The 25,157-nt window shown below is 63.4% G+C and carries 18 protein-coding genes; 7 read left to right on the top strand and 11 right to left on the bottom strand.

Translation table 11 applies throughout. The annotated features are described in order from the left end of the window. The first annotated feature begins 204 nt into the window (after positions 1-204). Positions 205-3,417 carry a PAS domain-containing protein gene (locus ACIQ2A_RS01285; RefSeq protein ID WP_398474904.1) on the top strand — a complete coding sequence of 1,071 codons (3,213 nt, stop codon included), beginning with the start codon at positions 205-207 and terminating at the stop codon, positions 3,415-3,417. Between the two features lie 65 nt (positions 3,418-3,482). On the opposite strand, the gene ACIQ2A_RS01280 is transcribed toward ACIQ2A_RS01285, so the two are convergent. Then, on the bottom strand, positions 3,483-4,682 hold the full coding sequence (locus tag ACIQ2A_RS01280) for an NnrS family protein (protein WP_398474902.1): 1,200 nt from the start codon (positions 4,680-4,682) through the stop codon (positions 3,483-3,485). Positions 4,683-4,703: 21 nt separating this feature from the next. After that, positions 4,704-5,147, bottom strand: coding sequence for a pseudoazurin (locus ACIQ2A_RS01275; protein WP_398474900.1), 444 nt, complete (start codon positions 5,145-5,147; stop codon positions 4,704-4,706). A 145-nt stretch (positions 5,148-5,292) separates the two neighbouring features. On the opposite strand from ACIQ2A_RS01275, the gene ACIQ2A_RS01270 reads away from it, so the two are divergent. Further along, positions 5,293-6,015, top strand: coding sequence for a Crp/Fnr family transcriptional regulator (locus ACIQ2A_RS01270; protein WP_398474898.1), 723 nt, complete (start codon positions 5,293-5,295; stop codon positions 6,013-6,015). On the opposite strand, the gene ACIQ2A_RS01265 is transcribed toward ACIQ2A_RS01270, so the two are convergent. After that, positions 6,012-7,346 carry an ATP-binding protein gene (locus ACIQ2A_RS01265; protein ID WP_398474896.1) on the bottom strand — a complete coding sequence of 445 codons (1,335 nt, stop codon included), beginning with the start codon at positions 7,344-7,346 and terminating at the stop codon, positions 6,012-6,014. The two genes, ACIQ2A_RS01270 and ACIQ2A_RS01265, sit on opposite strands and share 4 nt — an antisense overlap. Then, the gene (locus ACIQ2A_RS01260; protein ID WP_398474894.1) at positions 7,343-8,008 is read right to left on the bottom strand and encodes a response regulator; all 666 of its coding nucleotides are present in this window, start codon (positions 8,006-8,008) and stop codon (positions 7,343-7,345) included. The genes ACIQ2A_RS01265 and ACIQ2A_RS01260 overlap by 4 nt, the downstream gene beginning before the upstream one ends. 359 nt (positions 8,009-8,367) lie before the next feature. Here ACIQ2A_RS01260 and ACIQ2A_RS01255 point away from each other — a divergent pair, with 359 nt between their 5' ends. The 3 genes from ACIQ2A_RS01255 to ACIQ2A_RS01245 all read left to right on the top strand — a co-directional run bounded on the left by ACIQ2A_RS01255 (position 8,368) and on the right by ACIQ2A_RS01245 (position 13,645). Then, on the top strand, positions 8,368-10,674 hold the full coding sequence (locus tag ACIQ2A_RS01255; protein ID WP_398474892.1) for a TonB-dependent receptor: 2,307 nt from the start codon (positions 8,368-8,370) through the stop codon (positions 10,672-10,674). 151 nt (positions 10,675-10,825) lie between these two features. Next, entirely contained in the window at positions 10,826-11,839 is a 1,014-nt protein-coding gene (locus ACIQ2A_RS01250; RefSeq protein ID WP_398474890.1) for a Fe(3+) ABC transporter substrate-binding protein, read from the top strand. Between the two features lie 165 nt (positions 11,840-12,004). Then, entirely contained in the window at positions 12,005-13,645 is a 1,641-nt protein-coding gene (locus ACIQ2A_RS01245) for an ABC transporter permease (RefSeq protein ID WP_398474888.1), read from the top strand. Between the two features lie 58 nt (positions 13,646-13,703). Here ACIQ2A_RS01245 and ACIQ2A_RS01240 read toward each other — a convergent pair whose 3' ends face one another. The 3 genes from ACIQ2A_RS01240 to ACIQ2A_RS01230 form a co-directional block, all read right to left on the bottom strand. Continuing rightward, positions 13,704-14,777, bottom strand: coding sequence for an AI-2E family transporter (locus tag ACIQ2A_RS01240; RefSeq protein WP_398474886.1), 1,074 nt, complete (start codon positions 14,775-14,777; stop codon positions 13,704-13,706). Positions 14,778-14,948: 171 nt separating this feature from the next. After that, entirely contained in the window at positions 14,949-15,599 is a 651-nt protein-coding gene (locus tag ACIQ2A_RS01235) for a CoA transferase subunit B (protein WP_398474884.1), read from the bottom strand. 27 nt (positions 15,600-15,626) lie between these two features. Then, positions 15,627-16,334 carry a CoA transferase subunit A gene (locus tag ACIQ2A_RS01230; RefSeq protein ID WP_398474882.1) on the bottom strand — a complete coding sequence of 236 codons (708 nt, stop codon included), beginning with the start codon at positions 16,332-16,334 and terminating at the stop codon, positions 15,627-15,629. A gap of 269 nt (positions 16,335-16,603) precedes the next feature. Between ACIQ2A_RS01230 and ACIQ2A_RS01225 the strand changes: the two genes are divergently transcribed. Next, a complete protein-coding gene (locus ACIQ2A_RS01225) occupies positions 16,604-18,538 on the top strand; it encodes an AsmA family protein (protein ID WP_398474992.1) in 1,935 nt (644 codons plus the stop codon). A gap of 5 nt (positions 18,539-18,543) precedes the next feature. Here the strand turns inward: ACIQ2A_RS01225 and ACIQ2A_RS01220 are convergent, their stop codons facing one another. The 4 genes from ACIQ2A_RS01220 to ACIQ2A_RS01205 form a co-directional block, all read right to left on the bottom strand. Further along, complete coding sequence (locus tag ACIQ2A_RS01220) at positions 18,544-19,359, bottom strand: ABC transporter permease (protein WP_398474880.1); 816 nt, start codon at positions 19,357-19,359, stop codon at positions 18,544-18,546. Continuing rightward, positions 19,359-20,270 carry an ABC transporter permease gene (locus ACIQ2A_RS01215; RefSeq protein ID WP_398474878.1) on the bottom strand — a complete coding sequence of 304 codons (912 nt, stop codon included), beginning with the start codon at positions 20,268-20,270 and terminating at the stop codon, positions 19,359-19,361. Before ACIQ2A_RS01215 ends, ACIQ2A_RS01220 begins: the two co-directional genes overlap by 1 nt. Further along, on the bottom strand, positions 20,267-21,430 hold the full coding sequence (locus ACIQ2A_RS01210) for an ABC transporter ATP-binding protein (protein ID WP_398474876.1): 1,164 nt from the start codon (positions 21,428-21,430) through the stop codon (positions 20,267-20,269). The genes ACIQ2A_RS01215 and ACIQ2A_RS01210 overlap by 4 nt, the downstream gene beginning before the upstream one ends. A gap of 141 nt (positions 21,431-21,571) precedes the next feature. Next, complete coding sequence (locus ACIQ2A_RS01205) at positions 21,572-23,848, bottom strand: EAL domain-containing protein (protein ID WP_398474874.1); 2,277 nt, start codon at positions 23,846-23,848, stop codon at positions 21,572-21,574. Between the two features lie 168 nt (positions 23,849-24,016). Between ACIQ2A_RS01205 and ACIQ2A_RS01200 the strand changes: the two genes are divergently transcribed. Beyond that, the gene (locus ACIQ2A_RS01200) at positions 24,017-25,132 is read left to right on the top strand and encodes an NAD(P)/FAD-dependent oxidoreductase (protein ID WP_398474872.1); all 1,116 of its coding nucleotides are present in this window, start codon (positions 24,017-24,019) and stop codon (positions 25,130-25,132) included. Positions 25,133-25,157 lie beyond the last annotated feature (25 nt).

Here is a 25,157-nt window from a genome sequence, read left to right as displayed (position 1 = left end):
GTTCAGCGCCCTCAAGAACTTGATCAAGAACCCGGGCCTCAAATTAACGTTGTTGTCGCTTAGGCCTGTGGGAAGCGCCCGCAGACATGGACCTCGCTGCGCCCGCGCGCGATACTAACGAAGTATTAAGCATGTTGCCGTTTGCCCGCCGGATAATACCGTTCGAACGAGGCAGACCCCAGGCGACTCAGCCATGAAGTGCCAATGAGCAGTGCGAAAAGTCAGTTGCGGGGTGTGGGGGATGCGCGGCTCGCCATGCATGCCATCAGCGCCCAGCCGGTCTGGCTGTGGTCGCTCGACGGCACCAAGGTGCTTTGGGCGAACCCGGTCGGCGCAAAGCTGTTTGGCGCGCGCAATGCGGCTGAACTCGCCGCGCGCGAATTCGGCGCTGCCGATGCGCATCGTCGCCAGATCGCACAGCTCGCACATCGCATGCAGGTGAGCGACACCACGCGCCTCGAACGGCTGCGTGGGTTCGGAGCTTCGCTTGGCGGGCTGATGACCTGCGCCTGCACGCGGCTCGATTTTGCCGACGGCGAAGCCGGCCTGCTTATCATCGCCGCCGACACCATTGCCGGCCGCGGCATGCCGCTGATGGAGCGGCTGCAGAATCTCACCGATGGCATCGATACGCCGATCGCCGCCTTTGCGCGCGACGGCCTGTTTGTCGGCGCCAGCGACACCGCACGCGCGCTGCTCGGTTTCCGTAACCTCAATGACGCCGGTCTCAACGATGCGCGCGATCACGCACTGAAGGATGGCCGTGCGGAAACGCCGATCGGCTTCGGCCGCATGGTGCTGCAGCGCGTCGGCAGCGGCAGCGATGTCGGCCTCGTCGCGCTGATCGCACCGGGCGCCGTGCACCCGGCGCCGAGCGAGGAAGAACTGGCGGCAGAAGCGCCGCATCAGGAGATCGAGGCACCGACACCCATAGCCGTTTCGTTGGCAGATGTCGTCGAAGTCGACCCTGAACTCGCACCTGCAGGACAGGCGCACGAAGATCATCACGACGATACGCATGAAGACCTGTTTGTAGCTCCTCAGGCCGCAGAGCCCGAGCCCGCCGCAACGGATCCTGCTCCGGTGCAAAGCATCGTCGCTCAGCCTGCGCCTGACGCATTGACGATTGCCCCACGCACCATGCCGCTGCGCTTTGTCTGGCAACTCGATGCCGACGATACATTCAGCATCGACGATGGCGACTTCAAACAGCTGATCGGCCCGCATGCGGCGGCGCTGTCCGGCCGCAAGTGGAGCGACATTTCCGCTGAATTCACCCTCGATCCCGATCATCGCTTCGCCCAGGCGCTGGCGACCCGGCAGACCTGGAGCGGCGTGACGCTGCTGTGGCCGGTGGATGATGGCGGCCGGCTTGCCGTCGAATTGTCCGGATTGCCGTTGCAGGATCGAAACCGGCAGCCCGCGGGCTATCGCGGCTTCGGCATCTGCCGCGATCTCGATGGCATGAACCGCCTGATCGAACGGCGACATGCCAAGCCGAACGATCCACCGCCGAACGATCCACCGCCACGGCCGCTCTCCGCCGACATGGCACAGGCCGGCCCGGTGGACGACGCCATCGACGAACTCATCACTCCACTCGACGACAACATCCAAGAGCCGACACCGACAGAACCGATCTCAACAAACGAAGCGATCCCCACCGTGCAGCCCCCCGAAAACGTTGTTCAGTTCCGACCAGGCGATCCGAAATCGCCGGCATTGTCGCCGGGCGAGAACAGCGCCTTCAACGAACTCGCACGCCAGCTTTCGGCGCGCCTGGAATCGGAGACCGGCCTGATCGCTGCACCTTCTGTGGCAGCCGATCAACCGCTCGATCCCGCAGAGAACGAAGGCGAAGCCGCAGCGGCCTGGCTGACCACGCCGCCCGCCGCCCCGCGCGGCGAGATGGGGCGCGACCGCATGCTGCTCGATCTGATGCCGGTGGGTGTGCTGATCTATCGCCTCGATCGTCTGATCTATGCCAATCCCGCTTTCCTGGCTCACATGAACTATCCGACACTCGCCGCGCTGGAAGACGCCGGCGGCCTCGACACGCTGCAGGTGGAGCCGGACGTCTCAACGACGTCGAGCGCCTCCGATGGCGGCACGACGGTGACGATCTCGGCCAATGACAAGGCCGGCGATGGCGCCCTGCGCGCACCGGCATCGGCGCGGCTGCATGCGATCAACTGGAACGACGAGCCCGCCCATGCGCTGATCTTCGCGCCGGCAAAGGCCGAGCCAGCGGCACCTGTTGCCACGCCAGAGCCCGTGGTCGCAGAACCACTGCCCGCCGGCCATATCGATGCGGAAGATCTCGCGGCGATCCTCGACACCATGGCCGAGGGCGTCGTGATGTTCGATGCCGAAGGCAATATCAATTCCTGTAACCGCAGCGCAGAAGCGCTTTTCGGCTATGACGGCGAACTGCTCACCCAGCGCAATGTGGTGGACCTGTTCGCCCATGAGAGCCGCCGCAACGTCGCCGATTATCTCGACAGCGTGAAACAGGCCGGCGCCGCCAGCCTGCTCGATCACGGCCGCGAGGCACTTGGCCAGGTGCGCGCCGGTGGGCTCGTGCCGCTGTCCATGATCATCGGCCGCACGCGCGCAGCCGGCCCGAATTTCTTCGCCGTGTTCCGCGATCTGACCCAGATCAAGAAGACCGAAACCGAACTGCTCAACGCGCGTCGCCAGGCCGATCGTTCGGCCACCGCGAAGGCCGATGTGCTCGCGCGGATCAGCCACGAAGTGCGGACGCCGCTGAACGCCATCATCGGCTTTGCCGATGTGATGATCGACCAGCGTTTCGGCCCGCTCGGCAATGAACGTTACGGCGAATATCTGCGCGACATCCGCACCTCCGGCGAGCGCGTTATTGCCATCGTCAACGACCTGCTCGATCTCTCGCGCATTGAGACCGGCAAGATCGATCTCGCTTTCTCCACGCAGAATCTCAACGAGATGGTGGAGCAATGCGTCGCAGTCATGCAGCCGCAGGCCAATCGCAGCCGCATCATCATCCGCACCTCGCTGTCGCATCTGCTGCCGACCATCGTGGCGGATGCCCGCGCGCTGCGTCAGATCACGCTCAACCTGATCGGCAATTCGATCCACCTCGCCAATGCCGGCGGACAGGTGATCGTCTCCACTGCGCTGTCCGATCAGGGCGACGTGGTGTTGCGCGTGCGCGATACCGGCCATGGGCTGAACGAGAACGAAGTGGCGGCGGCACTGGAGCCGTTCCGCAGCTCCGGCCCGAGCGATACCGAAAGCGCCGGCGTCAGCCTGTCGCTGACCAAGGCGCTGGTGGAAGCCAATCACGCCCGCTTCCAGATCAAGAGCGCGCCGAGTTCCGGTACGCTGATCGAAGTGGTGTTCTCGAATGCCGCGAGTTCGGCGATCAATGCATAAGCCGTAGGGCGGATTAGCCGAAGGCGTAATCCGCCGGCCGAACGCATGGGACGAAGGGCGGCGGATTACGCTTCGCTAATCCGCCCTACGGCCCTGCGCCGCTTCCGATACCCGATCAGCACCGGCCCATAGACAACCGCAAAACCGATAAACGCCAGCGCCCAGGCAAGTGCTGCGGTGTGCAGCAACGGCAAATGGTCCGGCATCAGCACCGCGCTGATCCGCAGCACCGCCGCCAGAATAATCATCGCATAGATCAGCATTGTCGCCTTCGACGCATGTAGCGCCTGTCCGGTATGGCCGAGCGTTGCGCGGCTCATGACCGCCAGCGTCATCACACCGGCCGCGCCCGCCATCCACGCATGCAACCCCGCGCTGGCAGGCAAGTCGTAGGCATAGGCGGCCGCAGCGAGCAGGAAGCCGATCGTCACGAAGGCATAGCCAATGTGAAGGATCAGCAGCAGCCCTTCGCGCAGCGTGCGATCGCCGGCCCAGCGCGCGACGCGTACGATATGCAGCAGGCCCGCGACACCGAGGAACAGGGCCGTCACGACATCGAGCGGGCGTGCGATCCACAGCAGCAGTGCAGCCGCGCTCATGACGAGCGTCATCTTGTCGAAGCGCGCAAACGGCACCGGCAGCCGCCCCGGATTTTCCCGCACCAGCCAGTTGCGCGTGAAGCTTGGAATGATGCGGCCGCCGATCAGCGAAATCAGCAGCACGACAACGGCGACGCCGATACGGATACTGATATCGGCCATCACGACGTAACGCGCTTCAAGATGAAACGCGACATTGCCGATCAGCAGGCAACTGACGATGCCCACCACCGCCAGATTGCGCCAGTTCTTGCCCGCCGCGATTTCGCGCGCGGCGGCGAGGACGACCAGTGCCAGAAAACTGGTATCGACCAGCATGGCGATGAGCCACCCCGTATGCGCGGAGAAGGTGACGACGAGACGCCCCGCGAGCCACAGCAGCACGAGACCGAGCAGCGGCAGGCCGCGGATCGGCAATCGTCCGGTCCAGTTCGGGATAGCGGTGAACAGGAAGCCTGTCACCACGGCCGGCAGGAAGCCATACAGCATCTCATGGATATGCCAGTCCCGCGCCACGAAGACCGATGCAATCTCGAGCCGACCGTGAAACGCCGGTATCCAGACCAGAATCGACAGGCCCGCATAGAGCGCGCCGAGCAGGAAGAACGGCCGGAAGCCGGCCGACAGCAATGGCGTATCGGCGATGGCACTGAGACGCGATGACATCGTCACCTCCTCATGGATCTGTTACTTGGCAGCAGCTTTCTCGAGCAGCGCAGCAAAAGCCGGCTTGGCTTTGCCCGGATGTGTCACGGCTTTCGCCTCGTCCAGATTGGCCGGCGTGCCGACGACCACCAGCGCCACCATGCCCATGCCGTAATGCGGCATGCACTTGATCCCGTAGACGCCCGGTTTGTCGAAGGTCACGACGACATCCTGGTTCATCTTGCCGGCAAATGGCACGGCGTCGGCCGGCATCATGCCCTTGATGGATTCGGCCATATGCGTCTTGTCGGTGGCGACGAATTTCACGCTATCACCCGGCTGTACTTTGACCAGCGCCGGCTCGAACACCATGGCGGTGCCATCGGATCCCTTGTTGAGCATCTTGACCTCGACTTCCGCAGCCGTAGCGGCGCCTGCAAGCGAGATCAGGACAGCGGCGGTTGCAAGCATGACAGCCTTGCGCATCGGACTTTCTCCAGTTACCCGCACAGTCAGCGGGGTACTGGAAAATAGGCGCCGGCTGGCGGCGACTCATTGCTATAGCGCAAACTTCTGCTTGATCGCCGTCAACGGGCGCGGTCTAGAAGGTGAGCACACGAGACCGAGAGCCATGTCGATCGATCCTTCACTGGTTGCACATCTGCCGCTCTTCGCGGGTCTCGACACGAACGCCTGCGAGACGATCCTGCGCGATGCCCATTCGCTCAGGATCGCCAGGAATAAGACCGCATTTGAACAGGGCGAAGAAGTGCATTCCTTCTTCCTCCTGCTGCACGGCCATATCCGCGCTGCCAAGATGACACCAGCCGGCGAGCAGGTCATCGTGCGTTATGTCTCCAGCGGCGAGATTTTTGGCGTCGCCCAGGCGATCGGCCTCATGCAATATCCCGCGACGGCGACCGCTGTGGAGGATAGCGTGGTGCTGTCCTGGCCCGTGACTGCCTGGGCACGGCTCACCGCCCAGTATCCGCTTCTCGCTGCCAACACGTTGAAGACCGTCGGCGGGCGGCTGCAGGAAGCGCATAGCCGCGTGGTCGAGATGTCCACCGAGCAGATGGAGCAGCGCATCGCCCATGCTTTGCTGCGGCTCGCCGATCAATCCGGCCGCAAGAACGAGCACGGCATCGCCTTCGACTTCCCGCTCAGCCGGCAGGACATCGCCGAAATGACCGGCGCAACCATCTTCACGGTGAGCCGCACCCTCAGCAATTGGGAGCAGCGCGGCCTGATCGATAGCGGCCGTCAGCGCATCGTGTTGCGCGAGCCTGTTGTGCTGCGCGCATTGGCGGAGACGGTGCCGGGCGAAGACAAGCGCGCCGTCGGAAAGAACTAGGCAGCCTTCGGGGCCAGCGCCTCGCTCGGCATCGCACTGAGCTGGATTGCCACCTGCCCGCGGACACCGGTCACGTCCCCGCGGTTTTCGACGGTCAAGGTGAAGCCACTACGGTCCGCCGCACTCCTGGCAATCGCAAGCCCAAGACCGGTGCCATCGATATCCACCGGTGCAGCCCGGAAGAAGCGATCATACAGATGCGGGATCGCGGTCTCGGGAATACCACAGCCGGTGTCGAGCACCTCGATGACAAGGCGATCGTCGAACCTCTGTGTGCCAATGCTGACCGTGCCGCCCGCCCGCGTATAGCGCACGGCGTTGTCGATCAGATTGGACAGGATCAGGCGGAGATCGTCGGCACGCACATGGAGGTCGCAGCCGGGCTGCGGCACCACTGTCAGCGTCACGCCCTTCGCCTCCGCCACCGGCGCAAAGCCGGAGGCGATCAGTCCGATCAGGTCCTGCGCATCCACGGTCTCCGCATCGCTCTCGATCGACGCATCGGCGCGCACCAATGTCATCAATTGATTGACCGAATAGGATGCGCGGCGGATGCCGTCGAGCAGATCCTGCGCGATCTCGCGCGACGGGCCACTCAGCTCGCGCGCCCGCAGATTATCGATCTGGATCTGCAAGGCGGCAAGCGGGGTGCGCAATTCATGCGCGGCATCCGAGACGAAGCGACGCTGTGTCTCCAATGCCGTCTGATGTCGCTCGATCAGTGAATTCATGGCAGTGACCAAGGGAACCACTTCGAGCGGAACGCCCTGCAAGCCGAGCGCATCCTTGGCGTCGGCACTGCGTTCGCCGATCTCCGATGAGAGCTTGCCAAGCCCCGACAGCACACGTTTAACGGCCCAGGAGATCAACAGCCACGCAATGGGGATCGCCGCGATCAGCGGCACGGATGCACCGGCCGCCGCATAGGCTGCCACTTCCTCGCGCGCTCTCCAGCGCTGCGAGACCTGGATGGCGTGACCGCCGTCGCGCGATCGGAACACCCGCCAGCGCTCGCCGCCGGCAGTAACATCGGAATAGCCGAGCTCGGGCTGGAGCGGGATATCGACTGACGGGCCGGAGTGATGCAAAGGCGCGTGCGCCTCATCCCACATCTGAATCACGAGCTGATCTTCCAACTCGGCATCGATCCGCGGCTCGATATCGTGACGGAACACCATGCCTGCAGCCATCGCCACTTCGTGCAGCGCGTTGTCCTGAAAACTGTTCACTTCATATTTGACGAAATAATACGACGTCACGGCAGCAGCCACGCCGATAACCATCAGGAGACCCGTGACATGGTTCATCACGGTCTTGCGCAGCGAGGTCATGCTCCCTCCTTGGTCACGGTCCAGCCGGCGCCGCGCACATTGCGCACGATCTCCTTGCCGAATTTCTTGCGCAGCCCGTGGATCACGACATCAACTGCATTGCTCTGCACCTCCTCGCCCCAGCCATAGATTCGACCTTCAATCTGGCTGCGCGAAAGGATCTGACCCGGACGCTCCATCAGCGCGTTGAGCACGGCAAATTCGCGAACCGACAGCAGATGCTTGACGTCCCGGAACGTTGCCACCTGGGTCGATGGATCGAGCGTGATGTCGCCCGCCGTCATCAGCGACTGTGCGCGGCCATTGGTGCGACGCATCACGGCGCGCATCCGCGCCAGCAGCAAGGGCAGCTCGAATGGCTTGACGATGTAATCATCGGCACCGAGATCGAGCCCGGCGACCATATCGGACACGCCATCGCGCGCCGTGATGATCAGTGCCGGCGTCATCAGCCCCGCCTGGCGCTTGGATTTCAGCACATCGAGCCCGGACATTTTCGGCAGACCGATGTCGATCAACGCCATCGCATAGTCGGAGCGATCCAGTGCTGCAAAACCATCGACACCATTGCGCGTCCAGTCGACGGTCATGCCGTTCTCGCTCAACCCGCGCACCAGCGCCTTGCCGAGCATCGCATCGTCTTCAATCAACAGGACCCGCATGATTCGAAATGTCGCCTTGGCAATGGAGGGCTATACAAAAGTCGAAGCGAGCGCGCAGTGAAACGAGACGTCCCGCCGATGATGGATGCGCGCTCGACAATACGAACGCCGGCGCAGGCCGGTTCATTCCGCAGCCAACAGCCAATAGACCGATGTTTAGAGCGATTTCAATCCGCTCCGTACGAATGGTGACGCAGGCGCAACACGCCCGGCGCCATCAATCGCACTTCGAGTAATTCTAATCGCCATCTAATTCGCCCCTAATTTTCCGGACCGCAAGTGTGTCCGCGTGTTTCCGGGGAGAAACGCGGCCATTCGCCGTCGCGGACGGCGCAAGAGAATTCAGGGGCGTTATCGATATGACTGACCAGACCAAGATCGGGGGCCACAGCCTTCGTGCACACAGGGCATTTTTGATCTCCACGAGTGCAGCCGCTGTGCTGGCTGCAAGCCTGTGCATCACGGAATCGGCGATCGCGCAGAGCGCGGCCCCCGCCGCGTCCTCGCTGCCGCCGGTCCAGGTCGAAGCCCCCGCCGCCCGCGTGCGCCGCGCCCAGCCGAAACGCGCCGCCACCAACCGTGCCGCCCGCACCCAGCGTGCCGTGGCCGCGCCGGTCGTCGCCCAGCCGCTCAGCATGCGCAGCCAGGATGCCCGCACCGGGCAGGTCGGCTACATCACCACCAGCATTTCGTCGGGCACCAAGACCAACACGCCGCTGGTGAACGTGCCGCAGTCGGTCTCGGTGCTGACCAAGGAATTCATCCGCGACCAGGATTTCCGCAGCATCGGCGAAGCCATCCGCTATGTGCCGGGCGTGGTCCCGCATCAGGGCGAAGGCAATCGCGACGACGTGGTGATCCGCGGCCAGCGCACCAATGCCGACTTCTTCATCGACGGCATCCGCGACGACGTGCAGTATTTCCGCGATCTCTATAACACCCAGCGCATCGAGGTCCTGAAGGGACCGAACGCCATGATCTTCGGCCGCGGCGGCGGCGGCGGCGTCATCAATCGCGTGCAGAAGGAAGCCGACGGCGTTCCGATCCGCGAAGTCACCGTGCAGGGCGGCTCCTTCGACAACAAGCGCGTCACCGTGGATACCGGCGGCGCAGTCAACGAGAATGTCGCCGCGCGCATCAATGCGATGTACGAGAATTCCGGCTCCTATCGCGATTTCCTGCATCTGGAGCGCTACGGCATCAACCCGACCGTGACCGTCCGCGGCGAGGACACAAGCGTCAAGTTGAGCTACGAATATCTGCATGACGACCGCACCGCCGATCGCGGCATTCCGGCCCAGGGCACCGTGCCGGCGCCGACGCCCGCACGTCCGACCGTGCCGGTGAACACCAGCCCCTCGACCTTCTTCGGCAATCCCGACCAGAGCTATTCGAAGCAGGACGTGCATATCGCCAATGCGGTGATCGACCACGACTTCAACAACGGCCTGACGGTGAAGAACTCGTCGCGCTACGCGAATTACGACAAGTTCTACCAGAACGTCTTCCCGACCACGGGCACCTTCGTGACCCCCGGTGGCATCGCGTCGATCTCGGCCTATAACAATCTCGTCCAGCGCGAGAACCTGTTCAACCAGACCGACTGGACCTATCGGACCCATACCGGCCCGATCAAGCACACCATCACGTTCGGCACCGAATTCGGCCAGCAGAACACGTTCAGCCTGCGCAATAGCGGCACGATCAATGGCGGCGCCTCCACGCTCCTGGTGCCGGCATCGAACCCGACGACCTTCGCGCCGTGGATCTTCCCGCACAATAATGCCTCCGACAACAACGCCACTGCGACGCTCAACCTCGCCTCGGTCTATGTCCAGGACCAGATCGAGTTCAATCGCTACCTGCAATTCATCGGCGGCGTGCGCTATGACCGCTTCGATCTGACGGCCACCAATCTCAATCCCGGCGGCACCCGCGACAGCCGCACCGACAATCTCGTCTCGCCGCGCGCCGGCGTCATCGTGAAGCCGGTGGACAATGTCTCGGTCTATGGCAGCTACAGCATCTCCTACCTGCCGAGCGCCGGCGACCAGTTCTCGTCGCTGACGCCGGGCCTCGCCGTCACCGTGCCGGAAAAGTTCATCAACAACGAAGTCGGCGTGAAGTGGGACATCAACCCGCGCCTGCAGGCAGCTGTTGCAGTCTATGACCTCGATCGCGAAAACCAGCGCTTCATCCAGAACGGCCTGGTCGTCGCCTTCGGCAAGACCAACACCAAGGGCGCCGAGCTCAGCCTGACCGGCTATCTCACCGACCAGTGGCAGGTGACGGGCGGTTACGCTTACACGGACTCGCGCATCGTCGATGCGTCATCGGCCACCATCGTCGCCGGCAATCGCGTCGGTCTGGTGCCCTACAACACGTTCACCATGTGGAATAAGTATCAGTTCACCGAGATGTGGGGCGCCGGCCTCGGCGTCATCCATTACGACAACTTCTTCGCCACCTCGGATGACACGGTGAACCTCAAGGCCTTCACCCGCGTCGATGCGGCGATTTACTTCCGCCTCGACAAGACCTGGCGCGGTCAGCTGAACATCGAGAACCTGTTCGACACCCGCTATTTCGCCACAGCGGATGCACCGAACAACATCACGCCCGGCTCGCCCCGCGCCTTCCGCGCGTCGGTCACCGCCAGTTTCTAAACACGACACAGGGGCCGCAGGTATTTCGTATCTGCGGCCCCTAACATTTTGAATCATTCTAACAATGTGGCGCGACGTTGCGTCACTGACGCAAATGCGCGCGCTGCGCTACGTCATCAGTCCATTGCAACGCCCCTGCCGGAGCCCATCCATGATCAAGCGTTATGCCCTCGGGACAGCCCTCGCTCTCATCGTCAGCGCCACCGCCGCGCAGGCGTCCGGCGAGGTCAATGTCTACACCTATCGCGAGACGAAACTGGTGCAGCCGCTGTTCGACGCGTTCACCAAGGAGAGCGGCATCAAGGTCAATGTGATCTCGGCCTCGTCCGGCCTCGAACAGCGCATCAAGACCGAGGGCGCAAACAGTCCGGCCGACGTGCTGCTCACCGTCGATCTCGGCCGCATCGATGACGCCGTGAAAGCGGAGATCACGCAGCCGATCAAATCCGAGGTGATCGACAAGAATGTGCCGGCGCAATATCGCGATCCCGATGGCAACTGGACCGGCATCTCCATGCGCGCCCGTGTGATCTATGCCTCCAGGGACCGCGTGAAGCAGGACGCGATCACCTATGAAGAGCTAGCCGATCCGAAGTGGAAGGGCAAGATCTGCATCCGCTCCGGCCAGCACATCTACAATAACGGCTTGTTCGCCGCTTATGTCACCAAGCACGGCGAAGCCAAGGCCGAGGAATGGCTGCGTGGCGTCAAAGCCAATCTCGCCCAGAAGCCGTCGGGCGGCGACCGCGAACAGGCCCGCGACGTCGCGGCCGGCAAATGCGATATCGGCATCGGCAACACCTATTACTGGGCGCTGATGATGAACAGCGATCCCGACAAGAAGCCATGGGCCGAAGCCACCAAGGTGATCCTGCCGACCTTTGCTGGCGGCGGCACCCATGTGAACCTGTCCGGCGTGCTGCTCGCCAAGCATGCGCCGAACAAGGCCAATGCGATGAAGCTGATCGACTGGCTGGCCGGCGAGCAGGCGCAGAAGATCTATGCCGATACGAATTACGAATATCCGATCCGCGCTGGCGTGGATGTGAATCCGACCATCGCGGGTTACGGCAAGCTGAACGCCGACCCGATGCCGATCGCCAAGATCGCGACCAACCGCAAGGCGGCATCTACGCTGGTGGACAAGGTTGGCTTTGATAACTAAGCGGTAAAACTCATTGTCGTCCCCGCGCAGGCGGGGACCCATAACCTCCGAAAACAAGATGAATTGCTGGAGCGGCCGCAATCTCAAACCGCACCTTCGCTGTGCATGGGTGCCCGCCTGCGCGGGGACGACAGGCGGAGAGGTCGTGCGTAAATCATCATCCACGTGAAACTCTCCCGCACCGAACGCATCGCCATCACCCTCGCTGCCGCGACCGCCCTTCTCGTCGCCGGGCCTGTGATCGCCATCGCGCTTCTCGCACTGCAGCCCGAACCCGAACTTTGGCAACACCTCATCGCCTATGTCCTGCCTCAGGCGCTGCGCGACACGGCGGTGCTCCTCCTCGGCGTCGGCATCGTCGCGCTCATCCTCGGCGCCGGCACCGCATGGCTGATCTCGTCGCATGATTTTCCGGGCCGCGCGCTGCTGCTCTGGCTGCTGCCGCTGCCGCTGGCGATCCCGACCTATCTCGCCGCTTACGTCTATGTGGACCTGTTCGAGCCGCTCGGCCTCGTCCACCGCGCGCTGGCCACCGCCATGCCGCTGCCCGATGCAATAAAACTGCTGCCAGCGATGCGCTCGCTGCCCGGCGCGATCTTCATCATCGGCCTCGTGCTGTATCCCTATGTCTATCTCTCCGCCCGCGCCATGTTCCAGCATCGCAGCGCCGACTTTGCGGAAGCCGCCAAGGTGCTTGGCGCGAGCCGCTGGACCACCTTCCGTCGTATCTCGCTGCCGATGGCGCGCCCCGCACTTGCGGTCGGCCTCGCCCTCGTCGCGCTGGAGACGCTGAACGATATCGGCGCCAGCGAGTATCTCGGCGTGCGCACCCTCACCGTCTCCGTCTTCACCACCTGGCTCAATCGCGGCAGCCTGGCCGGCGCCGCACAGCTCTCGCTGTTCATGCTGGCCATCGTTGCGGTGCTGATCGCCATCGAACGGTCTGGGCGCCGCGAAGGCCATTTCGAACTCTCGGCCGAAAATCCACGGCTGACACCGCGCACGCCGCTGCATGGACTGCGCGGTTGCATCGCATTCACCGCCTGCCTGTTGCCCGCGCTGCTCGGCTTCGCCGTGCCGTTTTTGTATCTGCTGCATCAGAGCGTCCGTCGTGGGCTGTTCGCGAACGAGACGACGGTCTGGCGCGATGCCGGCCATACGATCCTGCTCGCGGCCATTGCAACGGGTTTCGCTTTGCTGCTCGGCTTGATCGTGGTGGTCGCCCAGCGCTGGCGTGCCTCGCGCATCACCAATGCCTCCTTCGCCATCGCGCAGATGGGTTACGCCCTGCCCGGCCTCGTGCTGGCGCTCGGCCTGCTCACACCCGTGCTGTTCATCGATAACAGCCTCAACTCCATTGCGCGCTGGTTCGGCCTTACCGCGCCCGGCCTTGTGATGGTCGGTTCCGGCGCTGCCGTGGTCATCGCTTATGTCATCCGCTTCCTGGCGGTGCCCACCGGCTTCATCAAGACGGGCTTCGAGCGCATCCCGGTCGATTACGACGACAGCGCACGCGCGGCCGGTGCGCCCGTGATGACATCGCTGCGTGTGATCCAACTGCCGCTGCTGCGCCCGGCGCTGCTCGGCGCGGCCATCATCGTCTTTGTCGATTGCCTGAAGGAATTGCCGGCGACGCTGCTGCTGCGTCCGCTCAATGTCGAGACCCTGGCGACCTCGATCTATCAGTATGCGAGCCGCGGTAGTTTCGAGGAAGGCGCGCTGGCGGCGCTGCTGATCGTTGCGGCGAGCATAGGTCCGGTGATGTGGCTGACACGGTTTTCCGACGCGCCGCAGGGGCCGGTGTAGGGCGGATTAGCCGAAGGCGTAATCCGCCGGCCGAGCGTATGGGACAAAGAACGGCGGATTACGCTTCGCTAATCCGCCCTACATCCCCACCCTTCCTTGACTTCGCAAAGATCGCCCAGCCCGCCACGAACATCGCTGCGATCACGGGGCCGACGACGAAGCCGTTCAGCCCCAGCGCATTGATGCCGCCAATGGTCGCCAACAGGATGAGATAATCCGGCAGCTTGGTGTCCTTGCCCACCAGCATCGGGCGCAGGATGTTATCGACGAGGCCGATGACAAGAAAACCATAGGCGATCAGCACGATGCCCTTCACGACCGAGCCCGTCGCCAGCAGATAGACCGCGACCGGCATCCAGACCAGGCCTGCGCCCACCGCGGGCAGCAACGACAGGAACGCCATCAGCACCGCCCAAAGCAATGCCGCGCTGATGCCGAGGATCCAGAAGATCAGACCGCCCAGCGCGCCCTGTGCCAGCGCGACCAGAATGCCGCCCTTCACCGTGGCACGGATCACCACCGTGAATTTTTCCAGCAGGTCATCGCGCAGCGACGGCCGCAGCGGGATCGCATCCTTGAAACGTGCCGCCAGCGCATCGCCATCCTTGAACAGGAAGAACAGCAGATACAGCATGATGCCGAGCTGGATGATGAAGTCGAACGTGCTCTGGCCGATATTCAGCGCCTGCGAGGCGATGTACTGGCTGCCCTGCATCAGGCCGCTGGACAGCTTTTCCTGCAGATTGCCGAGGCTGGAAATGCCGAAGCGGTCGAGCAGTCCCTTGAGCCAGGCCGGCAGCGCATCGAAAATCTGCTGCATGAACGTGCCGAGATTGTATTCGCCCGACTTCATCTTGCCGAACACGACCGCTGCCTCCTGCGCCAGCGAGGCCCCGACCAGCGTAAGCGGCAGGATGACGATGAAGACGATGAGGCCGACCGTGAGCAGCGCCGCGGAATTTGGATGTTTCGGCATCTTCGCGAGCAGGCGCCGATGCACCGGCGCAAACATGATCGCCATCACCACGCCCCACAGGATCGCGCTGGTGAAGGACGACAGGATCCAGAAGAACGCGAGCGACACCGCGATCAGCAGCAGCATGAAGGTACGGTCTTCGAGACGGGCGCTCATGCAATGTCCTTCAAATATGCGAATGCCCGGCACGGGCCGGGCATGAGAATTGTAGGATGGATTGAGCGAAGCGAAAACCCATCATTCCGTCAGTGCGGCGAGCTCGGCTGATGGGTTGTCGCTCCGGCGCTTCGCGCCTGCGCTCAACCCATCCTACGACCTTACTACAGATCACGTGTTCTTCAGCGCCACGCGGAATTCGGCTTCGGTCTTTTCCTTGACCTCGTCCAGCGTCACGCCATCGGCCAGTTCGATCAGCGCCATGCCGCCATCACCGAGCTTATCGATGGTAAACACTGCGAGATCGGTGACGACCATGTCGACCACCTTCTCGCCGGTGAGCGGCAGGTCGCACTTCTTGAGCAGCTTGGCGCCGTCCTTGGCCGAGTGCTCCATCACGACGATGACGCGCTTGACGCCGGCGACGAGATCCATCGCGCCGCCCATGCCCTTCACCATCTTGCCGGGGATCATCCAGTTGGCGAGATCGCCGTTCTGGGCCACCTGCATGGCGCCGAGGATCGAGAGATCGATGTGACCGCCGCGGACCATGCCGAACGAGTCGGCCGAGGAGAAATAGCTCGTGGTCGGCAGTTCGGTGACGGTCTGCTTGCCGGCATTGATGAGGTCGGGATCTTCCTCGCCTTCATAGGGAAACGGGCCCATGCCGAGCATGCCGTTCTCGCTCTGCAGCTGAACGTCCACGCCTTCCGGGATGTAGTTCGACACCAGGGTCGGGATGCCGATGCCGAGGTTGACGTAGTAACCGTCACGCAGTTCTTTTGCAGCACGGGCTGCCATCTGATCGCGGGTCCAGGCCATTGTGGCTCTCCTGCTGAATTCTGAAGCTTAAGCGGGGCGCTGACGGGAGGTGACTTTTTCGATGCGCTTCTTGCCGGTACCGACCTCGACGATGCGCTGCACGAAAATGCCGGGTGTGTGGATGTGATCCGGGTCGATCTCGCCCGGCTGCACCAGATGTTCCACTTCCGCGATGGTGATCTTGGCGGCGGTCGCCATCATCGGGTTAAAGTTGCGCGCGGTCTTGCGATAGACGAGGTTGCCGGCGGTATCGCCCTTCCAGGCATGCACGATGGCGATGTCCGCAAACAGGCCGCGCTCCATCATGTAGGTCTCGCCATCGAATTCCATCGTCGGCTTGCCTTCGGAGATCAGCGTGCCGACGCCGGTCTTGGTGTAGAAGCCCGGGATGCCCGCGCCGCCGGCGCGGATGCGCTCGGCCAGGGTGCCCTGGGGGGAAAATTCGAGTTCCAGCTCGCCGGCCAGATATTGCTGCGCGAACAGCTTGTTCTCGCCCACATAGGAGGAAATCATCTTCTTGATCTGGCGGGTTTCCAGGAGCCGTGACAGGCCGATGCCGTCCACGCCGGCATTGTTGGAGACCACCGTGAGATCCTTGACGCCGCTGTCGCGCAGCGCGTCCGAGAGATCCTCGGCGATGCCGCAGAGGCCGAAGCCGCCCGACATGATCATCATGCCGTCCTTGAGGATGCCGTCGAGTGCCGATTTGGCGTCGGGGTAGACCTTGTTGACCATGGGGAAATCGACCTGATGAAGAGAGTGCGGAGGTCCGGCTGATGCCGCAATGCGACGAAGTATTAGGCGCAAACCTCAAAGCCCGTCAATCGCAGTGGATGCGACCCCTTCGCCCGCGTTCCGGCCTTGAAAGCGTCAAGAAAACCGATCAAATTGAGGGTCTTGGAGACGGGGCGAGCACAAATGTGGCTGCGCCCCGGCTGCGTTTAGACCAATAGCCAAACCCGGATAGATCATTGACGAAAGCCCAAGGAATTAAGCGCCTGGGGATGCCCATCGTGGCGCTCCTGGGCGTTGTCGTGATCGGGTTGTTCGCCATGTCGTGGCTGCTCAGCCGCGATGCACTGCGCCATGCCGTGGAAGCCCAGATCCGCAGCGTCACCGGGCTCGATTTCGTCGTCAACGGCGCCGTGGATATTTCCGTGTTCCCCGGCAGCTATGTGTCGTTTCACGATGTCGGGCTGAAGAATGGCGGCGCCGTCGATCCGGCGCTCACGGTGGATGTCCTCACCGCCAATCTGCGCCTGTTGCCGCTTTTGCTGCAGCGTTTCGAGATCGCCGACATGGTGATGCTGCGCCCGCGCATCCGCGTGATCCGCGAGGCCAATGGCGACAGCAACTGGTCGCCCTTCATCGAGTCGATCGCCCGCAAAACCAAGCCCGGCGGCGAACAGCTCTCCTTCTCGGAAATCCGCATCCAGGACGGCCAGCTCGACTATCGCGACCCGCATAATCACGAACGCCTGAACGATATCGACCTCGCGCTGGCCTGGCCCTCGATCTCGCGCTCCTTCGCCGCCACCGGCCAGTTCGACTGGCGCGGCGAGCGCGTCGATGCCAGCCTCAGCGTCAGCGATTTCCTCGCGGCGCTGGCCGGCGAACGCTCCGGCCTGAAAGCGCGTTTCGCCAGCGCGCCCATCAAACTCGCTTTCGACGGCAATATCGCCAACAAGGCCAGCCTGGTGATGGAAGGCACGCTGACCGCCGACAGCCTGTCGCTGCGCAATGCGCTGCGCTGGGTCGGCCAGGCGCCACCCGGCTCCGGCGGTTTCGGCCGGTTTGCCCTCAAAGCGCGCGCCAGCCTGGTCGGCCCGTCCATTGCGCTGACCAATGTCAATGTCGAACTTGACGGCAACACTGCCGAAGGCGTCATGACCTATAGCAATTCGGGCCGCCAGACCCTGCAGGCAACGCTGGCCGCCGGCGCGATCGACTTCACGCCTTATGTCTCCACCGTCCGCCTGCTCGCCTCCGGCCAGCGCGACTGGAGCCGCCAGCTGTTCGATCTCGATGCCCTCTCCTCCGTCGATCTCGACATGCGCCTGTCGGCCGCCAAAGTGACCGTCGGATCGTCGGTGCTCGGCCGCACGGCACTCGGCGCCAATCTGCGCGGCGGCACGTTGGCGCTGTCGGTGGGCGAAGCGCAGATCTATGGCGGCATCGCCCGCGGCTCCTTCAATATTGCGCGCTCGGACACCATCGCCGACATCAAGGCGCAGGTGCAGTTCAGCGATGTCGATCTGCTCGCCTGCGCCAGCGACCTGTTCGGCGTCACCCGCCTCACCGGCCGCGGCACCATGAACATGATGCTGGAAGCCTCCGGCTCCTCACCCTTCGGCCTTGCGCAGTCCCTTGACGGCTCCGCCACGTTGATCGGCCAGGACGGCGCCATCACCGGCTTCAATGTGGAGCAATTGCTGAAGCGTCTGGAGCGCCGTCCGCTCTCCGGCGCCGGCAATTTCCGCTCCGGCTCGACGCCGTTCTCCAATCTCGTGATGCAATTGAAATTCCAGGACGGCATCGCCACGGCGCAGGACATCCGCATCGACGGCCCCGCCTCGAAACTGACCCTCACCGGCACCGCCTCGGTCCCAGCCCGTGAATACGACATGAAGGGCACCGCCAGCCTCAAGGCGGCCGCCAACGGCACCGGCGGCTTCGATCTGCCTTTTGTCATCCAGGGCCCGTGGGACGATCCGCTGATCTTTCCGGACCCGGAGAGCCTGATCCGTCGCTCGCCTGGCGCCGCCCCGCTGCTGGATGCCGTGAAGGACCGCAAGACCAAGGACGCCGTACGTTCGGTGATCGAGCGCTTCACGACAGCACCGAAGGCGCTGCAGCCGGATGCGGAGAAGAAGGACGAAGCACCGGCAGCAGCAGCTCCCGCGGCCACCGCGCCGGTTGAGCCCGAAAAAGCGAACTAGCTCCGCTAAAGCGGCGCAGCGCTCTCACCCTTGCTGCTCGACAGCTTCGTCGCCAGTGACGCCAGCACGATCAGCACCGTGATGAAGCCCACGATCAGCGTGCAGATCGCATTGATCTCCGGCTTCACGCCCAGGCGCACTTCCGAATAGATGCGGATCGGTAGCGTGGCCGAGCCCGGACCTGTCGTGAAACTCGCGATCACCAGATCATCCAGCGACAGCGTGAAAGCCAGCATCCAGCCAGCGGCGATCGCTGGCCAGATCAGCGGCAGCGTCACCGAGACGAACGCGCGAAACGGATCGCGGCCGAGATCCATCGCAGCTTCCTCCAGGCTGCGATCCAGCGCGGCCAGGCGTGACTGCACCACCACCGTGACGAAGCACATAGTCAGCGTCGTATGGGCAATGGTCACCGTCCAGAAGCCGCGGCCGGCGTCGATGGCGACGAACAGCAGCAGCAGCGACAGGCCGGTGATCACCTCGGGCATCACCAGCGGCGCATAGAGCATGCCGGACATGACAGCCCGCCCGCGAAAGCCACCGCCACGCGCCAGCGCCACGGCCGCCAGCGTGCCGAGCACAGTCGCCAAGGTCGCCGAGGCAACGCCGACGCGGATGCTCATCCACGCGGCATCCAGCATCGCGCGGTCGTTGAAGAATTCGGTGTACCAGCGCGTCGACCAGCCGCCCCACACCGTGACAAGGCGCGAGGCGTTGAACGAATAGATGACCAGAATGACGATCGGCAGATACAGGAACGCAAAGCCGAGCACGAGCGAGACGAGATTGAAGCGCGACAGGCGCAGCGGATGCGATGTCATCAGCGGCGCTCCAGCTGGCGGCGCTGCACCTGGTCATAGACCACGAGCGGCACCAGCAGCACGGCGAGCAGCACGACGGCCAGTGCCGAGGCCAGCGGCCAGTCCTTGTTGGTGAAGAATTCCAGCCACAGCGTCTGCCCGATCATCATCGACTCCGAGCCCGCCAGCAAATCGGGGATCACGAATTCGCCGGTGATCGGAATGAAGCACAGCAGCGCACCGGCAAAGATGCCGCGCCAGGACAGCGGCACCGTCACCATCCAGAACGCATCGAAGCGCGATACGCCAAGATCGGCCGCGGCTTCCAGCAGCGACGGATCGGCCTTCGCCAACGTCGCATAAAGCGGCAGGATCATGAAGGGCAGATAGGAATAGACGATGCCGAGATACATGGCGGTATCGGTGGAGAGCCACACCACGGGCGCGCTGACGATATGCAGCGTCATCAGGATCTGGTTGAGCAGGCCATCATGCTGCAGGATATTGATCCAGGCATAGATGCGGATCAGGAACGAGGTCCAGAACGGCACGATCACCAGCATCATGGCGATGCCCTGCCAGCGCGACGGCAGCCGCGCCATGGCATAGGCGATGGGATAGCCGATGATGAGCAACAGCAAGGTCGCGGTGAGCGCAACGATGATGCTGCGGAGATAGGACGAGATGTAAAGCTGGTCCGCCAGCAGCGAGCGGAAATTATCGAAAGACAGCGCGCCAAACGCATCCTTCAAGCCCGCAAAGCCATCGGCCAATCCGAACACCGGCAGATAAGGCGGCTGCGCCAATGTGGTCTGCGACAGGCTTATCTTCACCACGAAAGCAAACGGCAGCAGGAAGAACAGCAGCATCCAGACATAAGGCGGGATCGCCATCCGCCGTGCCGGTGCAGTGAACAGGCGCTTTGCGTTCATCGCGGCAGCACCACGCAATCGTCCGGCGTGAACCAGGCGGTGACGCGCTCGCCGATCCCATAGGCATCGACATCGAGCCGTGCCGTATTCGCCAGAGCCACGCGCAGGGTCGCGCCGTGATCGAGCTTCAATTTGTAGATCGAGCGTCCGCCGAGATAGCCGACCTCATCGACCATGCCCTCGAGGCTATTCATGCCCCCGGAATGATTGAGCCCCGCCGCCAGCCCACGTCGTGACAGTCGGATCTTCTCAGGCCGGATCGCGACACAAATCGCGAGACTATCGATCGGCTCCTTGGGCAGCGTCGCAAACAGCGTGCCGGTGCCGCGGCCTTCGACGGTCAGCCGATGGCCATCGCGCACGCGGATATCGCCTTCGACGAGATTGATGTCGCCGACGAATTCCGCCACCCAGCGCGACGCCGGCGCTTCATAAAGCTGCCGCGGCGTCGCCACCTGCTGCAGGCGGCCGTCCTTCATCACGCCGATGCGGTCCGCCATGGACATCGCCTCGTCCTGATCATGGGTCACGATCACGAAAGTGAGCCCGAGCTGGCGCTGCAGCCGCATCAGCTCCACCTGCGTCTCTTCACGCAGCTTCTTGTCGAGGGCCGCCAGCGGCTCGTCGAGCAGCAGCAGTTTTGGATGCCGCGCCAATGCGCGCGCCAGTGCCACGCGCTGCTTCTGCCCACCGGAGAGCTGGTGCGGCTTGCGCTTCTCCAGCCCGTTCAGCTTGACCAGCGAGATCATCTGCGCCACCCGCGCATCGATGCCGGGGCGCGTCAGGCCAGCGTTCTTCAGCCCGAAGCCGATATTGTCGCGCACGCTGAGATGCGGAAACAGCGCATAGTTCTGGAACATCATATTGACCGGCCGCTGATGCGGCGGCACCGCAGCGATGTCCTCGCCGTTCAGCGCGATACGGCCGCTGTCCGGCGTCTCGAAACCCGCCAGCATGCGCAGCAGCGTGGTCTTGCCGCAGCCCGATGGTCCGAGAAGCGCGAAGAACTCCCCTTCCTTGATATCGAGCGAGAGCTCATTGACGGCCGCATGCGCACCAAAGCGCTTCGACACGGCGTCGATCCGGAGCAGCGGCGTGGGATAGGCGACGGCGAGATTGTCCTCGGTCGCGACATCGATGGTGGCGGCAGGATTCGTCATGCCCGCAAACTAGCGGCGGAACCGGGCGGGCTCAACACTCACCGTCATTGCGCGATCGTAGGATGGGTTGAGCGCAGCGATACCCATCACGGCCGGGCGCTGGTGGTGATGGGTATTGCTACGCTCAACCCATCCTACAACTTATCCAGCCCTGCGCACACCCGTCGCTTTGCCCACCAGTGAGGCATATTGGGCAATCGGCGCGGGGCGACCGATGAAATAGCCCTGCACGCCGTCGCAGCCCTCATTGGCGAGGAACGTCAGCTGCTCCTGCGTCTCGACGCCCTCGGCGACGATGGACACATCGAGACCATGGCCGAGATTGATCACCGCCTTGACGATGGCGGCCGATTGCGGATTGCGGCCGAGATGCATGACGAAAGCGCGGTCGATCTTGATCTTGTCGAACGGGAAGGCCTGCAAATAGGTCAGCGACGAATAGCCCGAGCCGAAATCGTCCATCGAGATGCGCACACCGAGCGCCTTCAGCCGGCGCAGCAAGGCGAGACCGCGGTCAAAATCCTCGATCAGCACGCCTTCGGTGATTTCCAGTTCCAGCCGGCCGGGCGCGAGGCCCGTCTCCAGCAGAATCGCATGCACGACACCCACCACGTCGCCGCGCATGAATTGCGCGGGCGAGAGATTGACGGCGACCTGCAGCGGCACCGTCCATGACGCCGCCTCGCGACACGCCTGGCGCAAGATCCATTCGCCCATCTCGACGATCAGGCCGCTTTCTTCCGCCAGCGGAATGAAATCGGCCGGCGAGACGAAGCCGCGGGTCGGATGGATCCAGCGTGCCAGCGCCTCGAAGCCGGTGATGTCGGCATCCAGCACATTCTCGCTGGCACGCGCCTGCGGCTGGTAATGCAGCGACAATTCGCCATTGCGGATGGCCGTCGACAGATCCTGATGCAGCACGCGACGGTCGCGCAACTGGCGATCCATTTCCGGCTCGAACACGCTGATCGATCCGCGCGAGCGCGATTTGGCACGGAACAAGGCCGCCCCGGAATTGGCCAGCAACGCCGCCGCATCGCCGCCATCGCGCGGAAACAGCGAGAGACCTGTGGTGACCGCGATACGCACGGATTTGCCGTCGATCGGGAACGGCTCGGCCAGTGAGGCCGCAATGCGCTCAGCCAGTGCCTGTCCCACCTTCGGCTGCGCGCCATCGATGATGACGCCGAATTCGTCGCCGCCGAGACGCGCGACGACGCCGCCGCCGACCGCAGCCTCGATCCGGCGCGACACGTCCTTCAGCAGCCTGTCGCCAATGGCGTGACCGAAGACGTCGTTGATCTCCTTGAGGCCGTCGAGATCGATCGACAGCACCGCGAATTCTTCCGAAGCCTCGGTGCAGGCATCGATCATCTGCGTCAGCGCCTGCAGGAAGGCCGCGCGGTTCGGCAGATCGGTGAGGCCGTCGTGATAGGCCATATGCGCCATCCGCGCCTCGGTCTGGCGGCGGTCGGTGACGTCTTCATGGGTCTTGATGAGATATTGCGGTTCACCGTCTTCATCCATCACGGTGACACGGCGGGTGAGGAACAGGCGCAGCCCGTCGCGCGTCGAAATCGGGTGTTCTTCGGCAATGGGCGTCCGGCTATTGATAGCGGCCTGATCGCGCGCCACGATGATCCTGGCCTCTTCCGGCCGCAGCATATCGGGCACGGTCTTGCCGATCGCATCTTCGCGACGCCGGCCGAGGATCACCTCGGAATTGCGATTGGCGAACAGATAGCGGCCGGTGGCCACTTCCTGCACCATCAGCGAAACCGGGATATTATCCAGCACGGTCTGCTGGAACTGCTTGGTGCTCGCCAGTTCATCCTGCATCAGGCGCTGCTGCGTGCAGTCCTCGTGAATGCCGATCCAGCCGCCATTGGGCAGGCGATTGAACTTCACATGGACGAATTGCTCACCGGGCAGCTCGGCGACATAGCCTCCCGACGACAACGCCTTGTCGAAATGGATATCCTCGTTCACATCGGCCGAGCCGCGCTGGCGGCGCAACTCACGGAGACCGGGCCCGGTCATGCCGCGGGTGATATCGGCTCGCGCAAGCCTGTAGATCTCGAGGTAGCGATCATTGCAGAAGACGACGCGCTTCTGCGCATCGAGCATGACGATGCCCTGGCCGAGATGATTGAGCGCGGAGCCGACGAATTCATTGCGTTGCTGCTGCTGGCGCTGGACGCTGCGCAAGGCCGATGCGACCCAGAACACGATCGCCGTGGTGAAGGCACCGACGACCAGTCCGCCGATGACGACATGCCAGATGAAATAGGGATCGGCGCTCTGCGTGACGGCGGTGACGTCTTCGGCGATCGCCCGGCCAGGCGTGGCGAAGAGCCAAGCGGCGGCGCTGACGCACCCGATCGCCCTCTTCGTCACTTGCTCGATCTTGCCAGTCATTGCGCACCCGCGTATTCGCAGAGTGCAAGTCTTCAATTCCAGGTATTGGGATCAGGTAAATGCGTCTGAATGCAGCCTGACCAAATTGCCGAATTGATGGGTAAATAGCTGCGATGCTTAATAATTTGCTAAAATGCGGGATCGCAGGACAACACGGGGCTGGAGCGAATGGACAGGGTTGAATGCGTCGTCGTCGGCGCTGGCGTCGTAGGCCTCGCCATCGCCCGCCGACTGGCCGAAGCTGGCCGCGAAGTCATCGTGCTCGAAGCCGCCGATGCCATCGGCACCGTCACCTCCTCGCGCAACAGCGAAGTGATCCATGCCGGCATCTATTATGCCGCCGGCAGCCTGATGGCGAAGCTCTGCGTCGAGGGTAAGCACAAGCTCTATGATTACTGCCGCAGCCGCGGCATCCCGCACAGCAATTGCGGCAAGCTGATCGTCGCGACCCGGCCGGAGGAAATGGCCAAACTCGCCTCGATCAAGGCCCATGCTGAAGCCAATGGCGTTGCCGACATGCAGGTGCTGTCGGGCGATGAAGCGCGCGCGCTGGAGCCGGCGCTGGCCTGCGAAGGCGCCCTGCTGTCGCCTTCCACAGGGATCATCGACAGCCATTCTTATATGCTGTCGCTACGCGGCGAGGCCGAAGCTGCCGGCGCCGCCTTCGCCTTCCTCGCGCCCTTCGAGCGCGGCCGCGTGACGGCTGATGGGTTCGAGGTCGAGGTCGGCGGCGATGCGCCGATGGTGCTCGGCTGCGACATGCTGATCAATTCCGCCGGCTTGTCAGCGACGATGATCGCACGCCTGCTCGAAGGCATGCCGCTGGATCTGATCCCGCCGGCCTATCTCGCCAAAGGTTGTTATTTTAGCTGTAGTGCAAAGGCACCTTTCTCGCGCCTGATCTATCCCGTGCCCGAGCCCGGCGGCCTCGGCGTGCATCTGACGCTCGATCTCGCCGGCCAGGCGCGTTTCGGCCCCGATGTGGAATGGGTCGATCACATCGACTACGAAGTCGATCCTGCGCGAGGGGAGAAATTCTACCCTGCCATCCGCCGCTACTGGCCATCGCTGCCGGACGGCGCCTTGATGCCAAGCTATTCCGGCATGCGACCGAAGATCGTGCCGCCGGCCGTCGCAACACAGGACTTCATGATCCAAGGCCCGCAGCTGCATGGCGTGCCCGGCCTGATCAACCTGTTCGGCATCGAGTCACCGGGGCTGACGTCGTCGCTGGCGATCGCGGATTATGTGGCGGAGGTGGCGGGGATTGAGAGCGGCGGGTAGCGCCTGAGACCACTGGCGCGCCGTA

Source organism: Tardiphaga sp., from assembly GCF_044336785.1.
In the GTDB taxonomy this organism is placed as follows: domain Bacteria; phylum Pseudomonadota; class Alphaproteobacteria; order Rhizobiales; family Xanthobacteraceae; genus Tardiphaga.
This window is presented reverse-complemented; position numbering and strand designations above follow the sequence as displayed.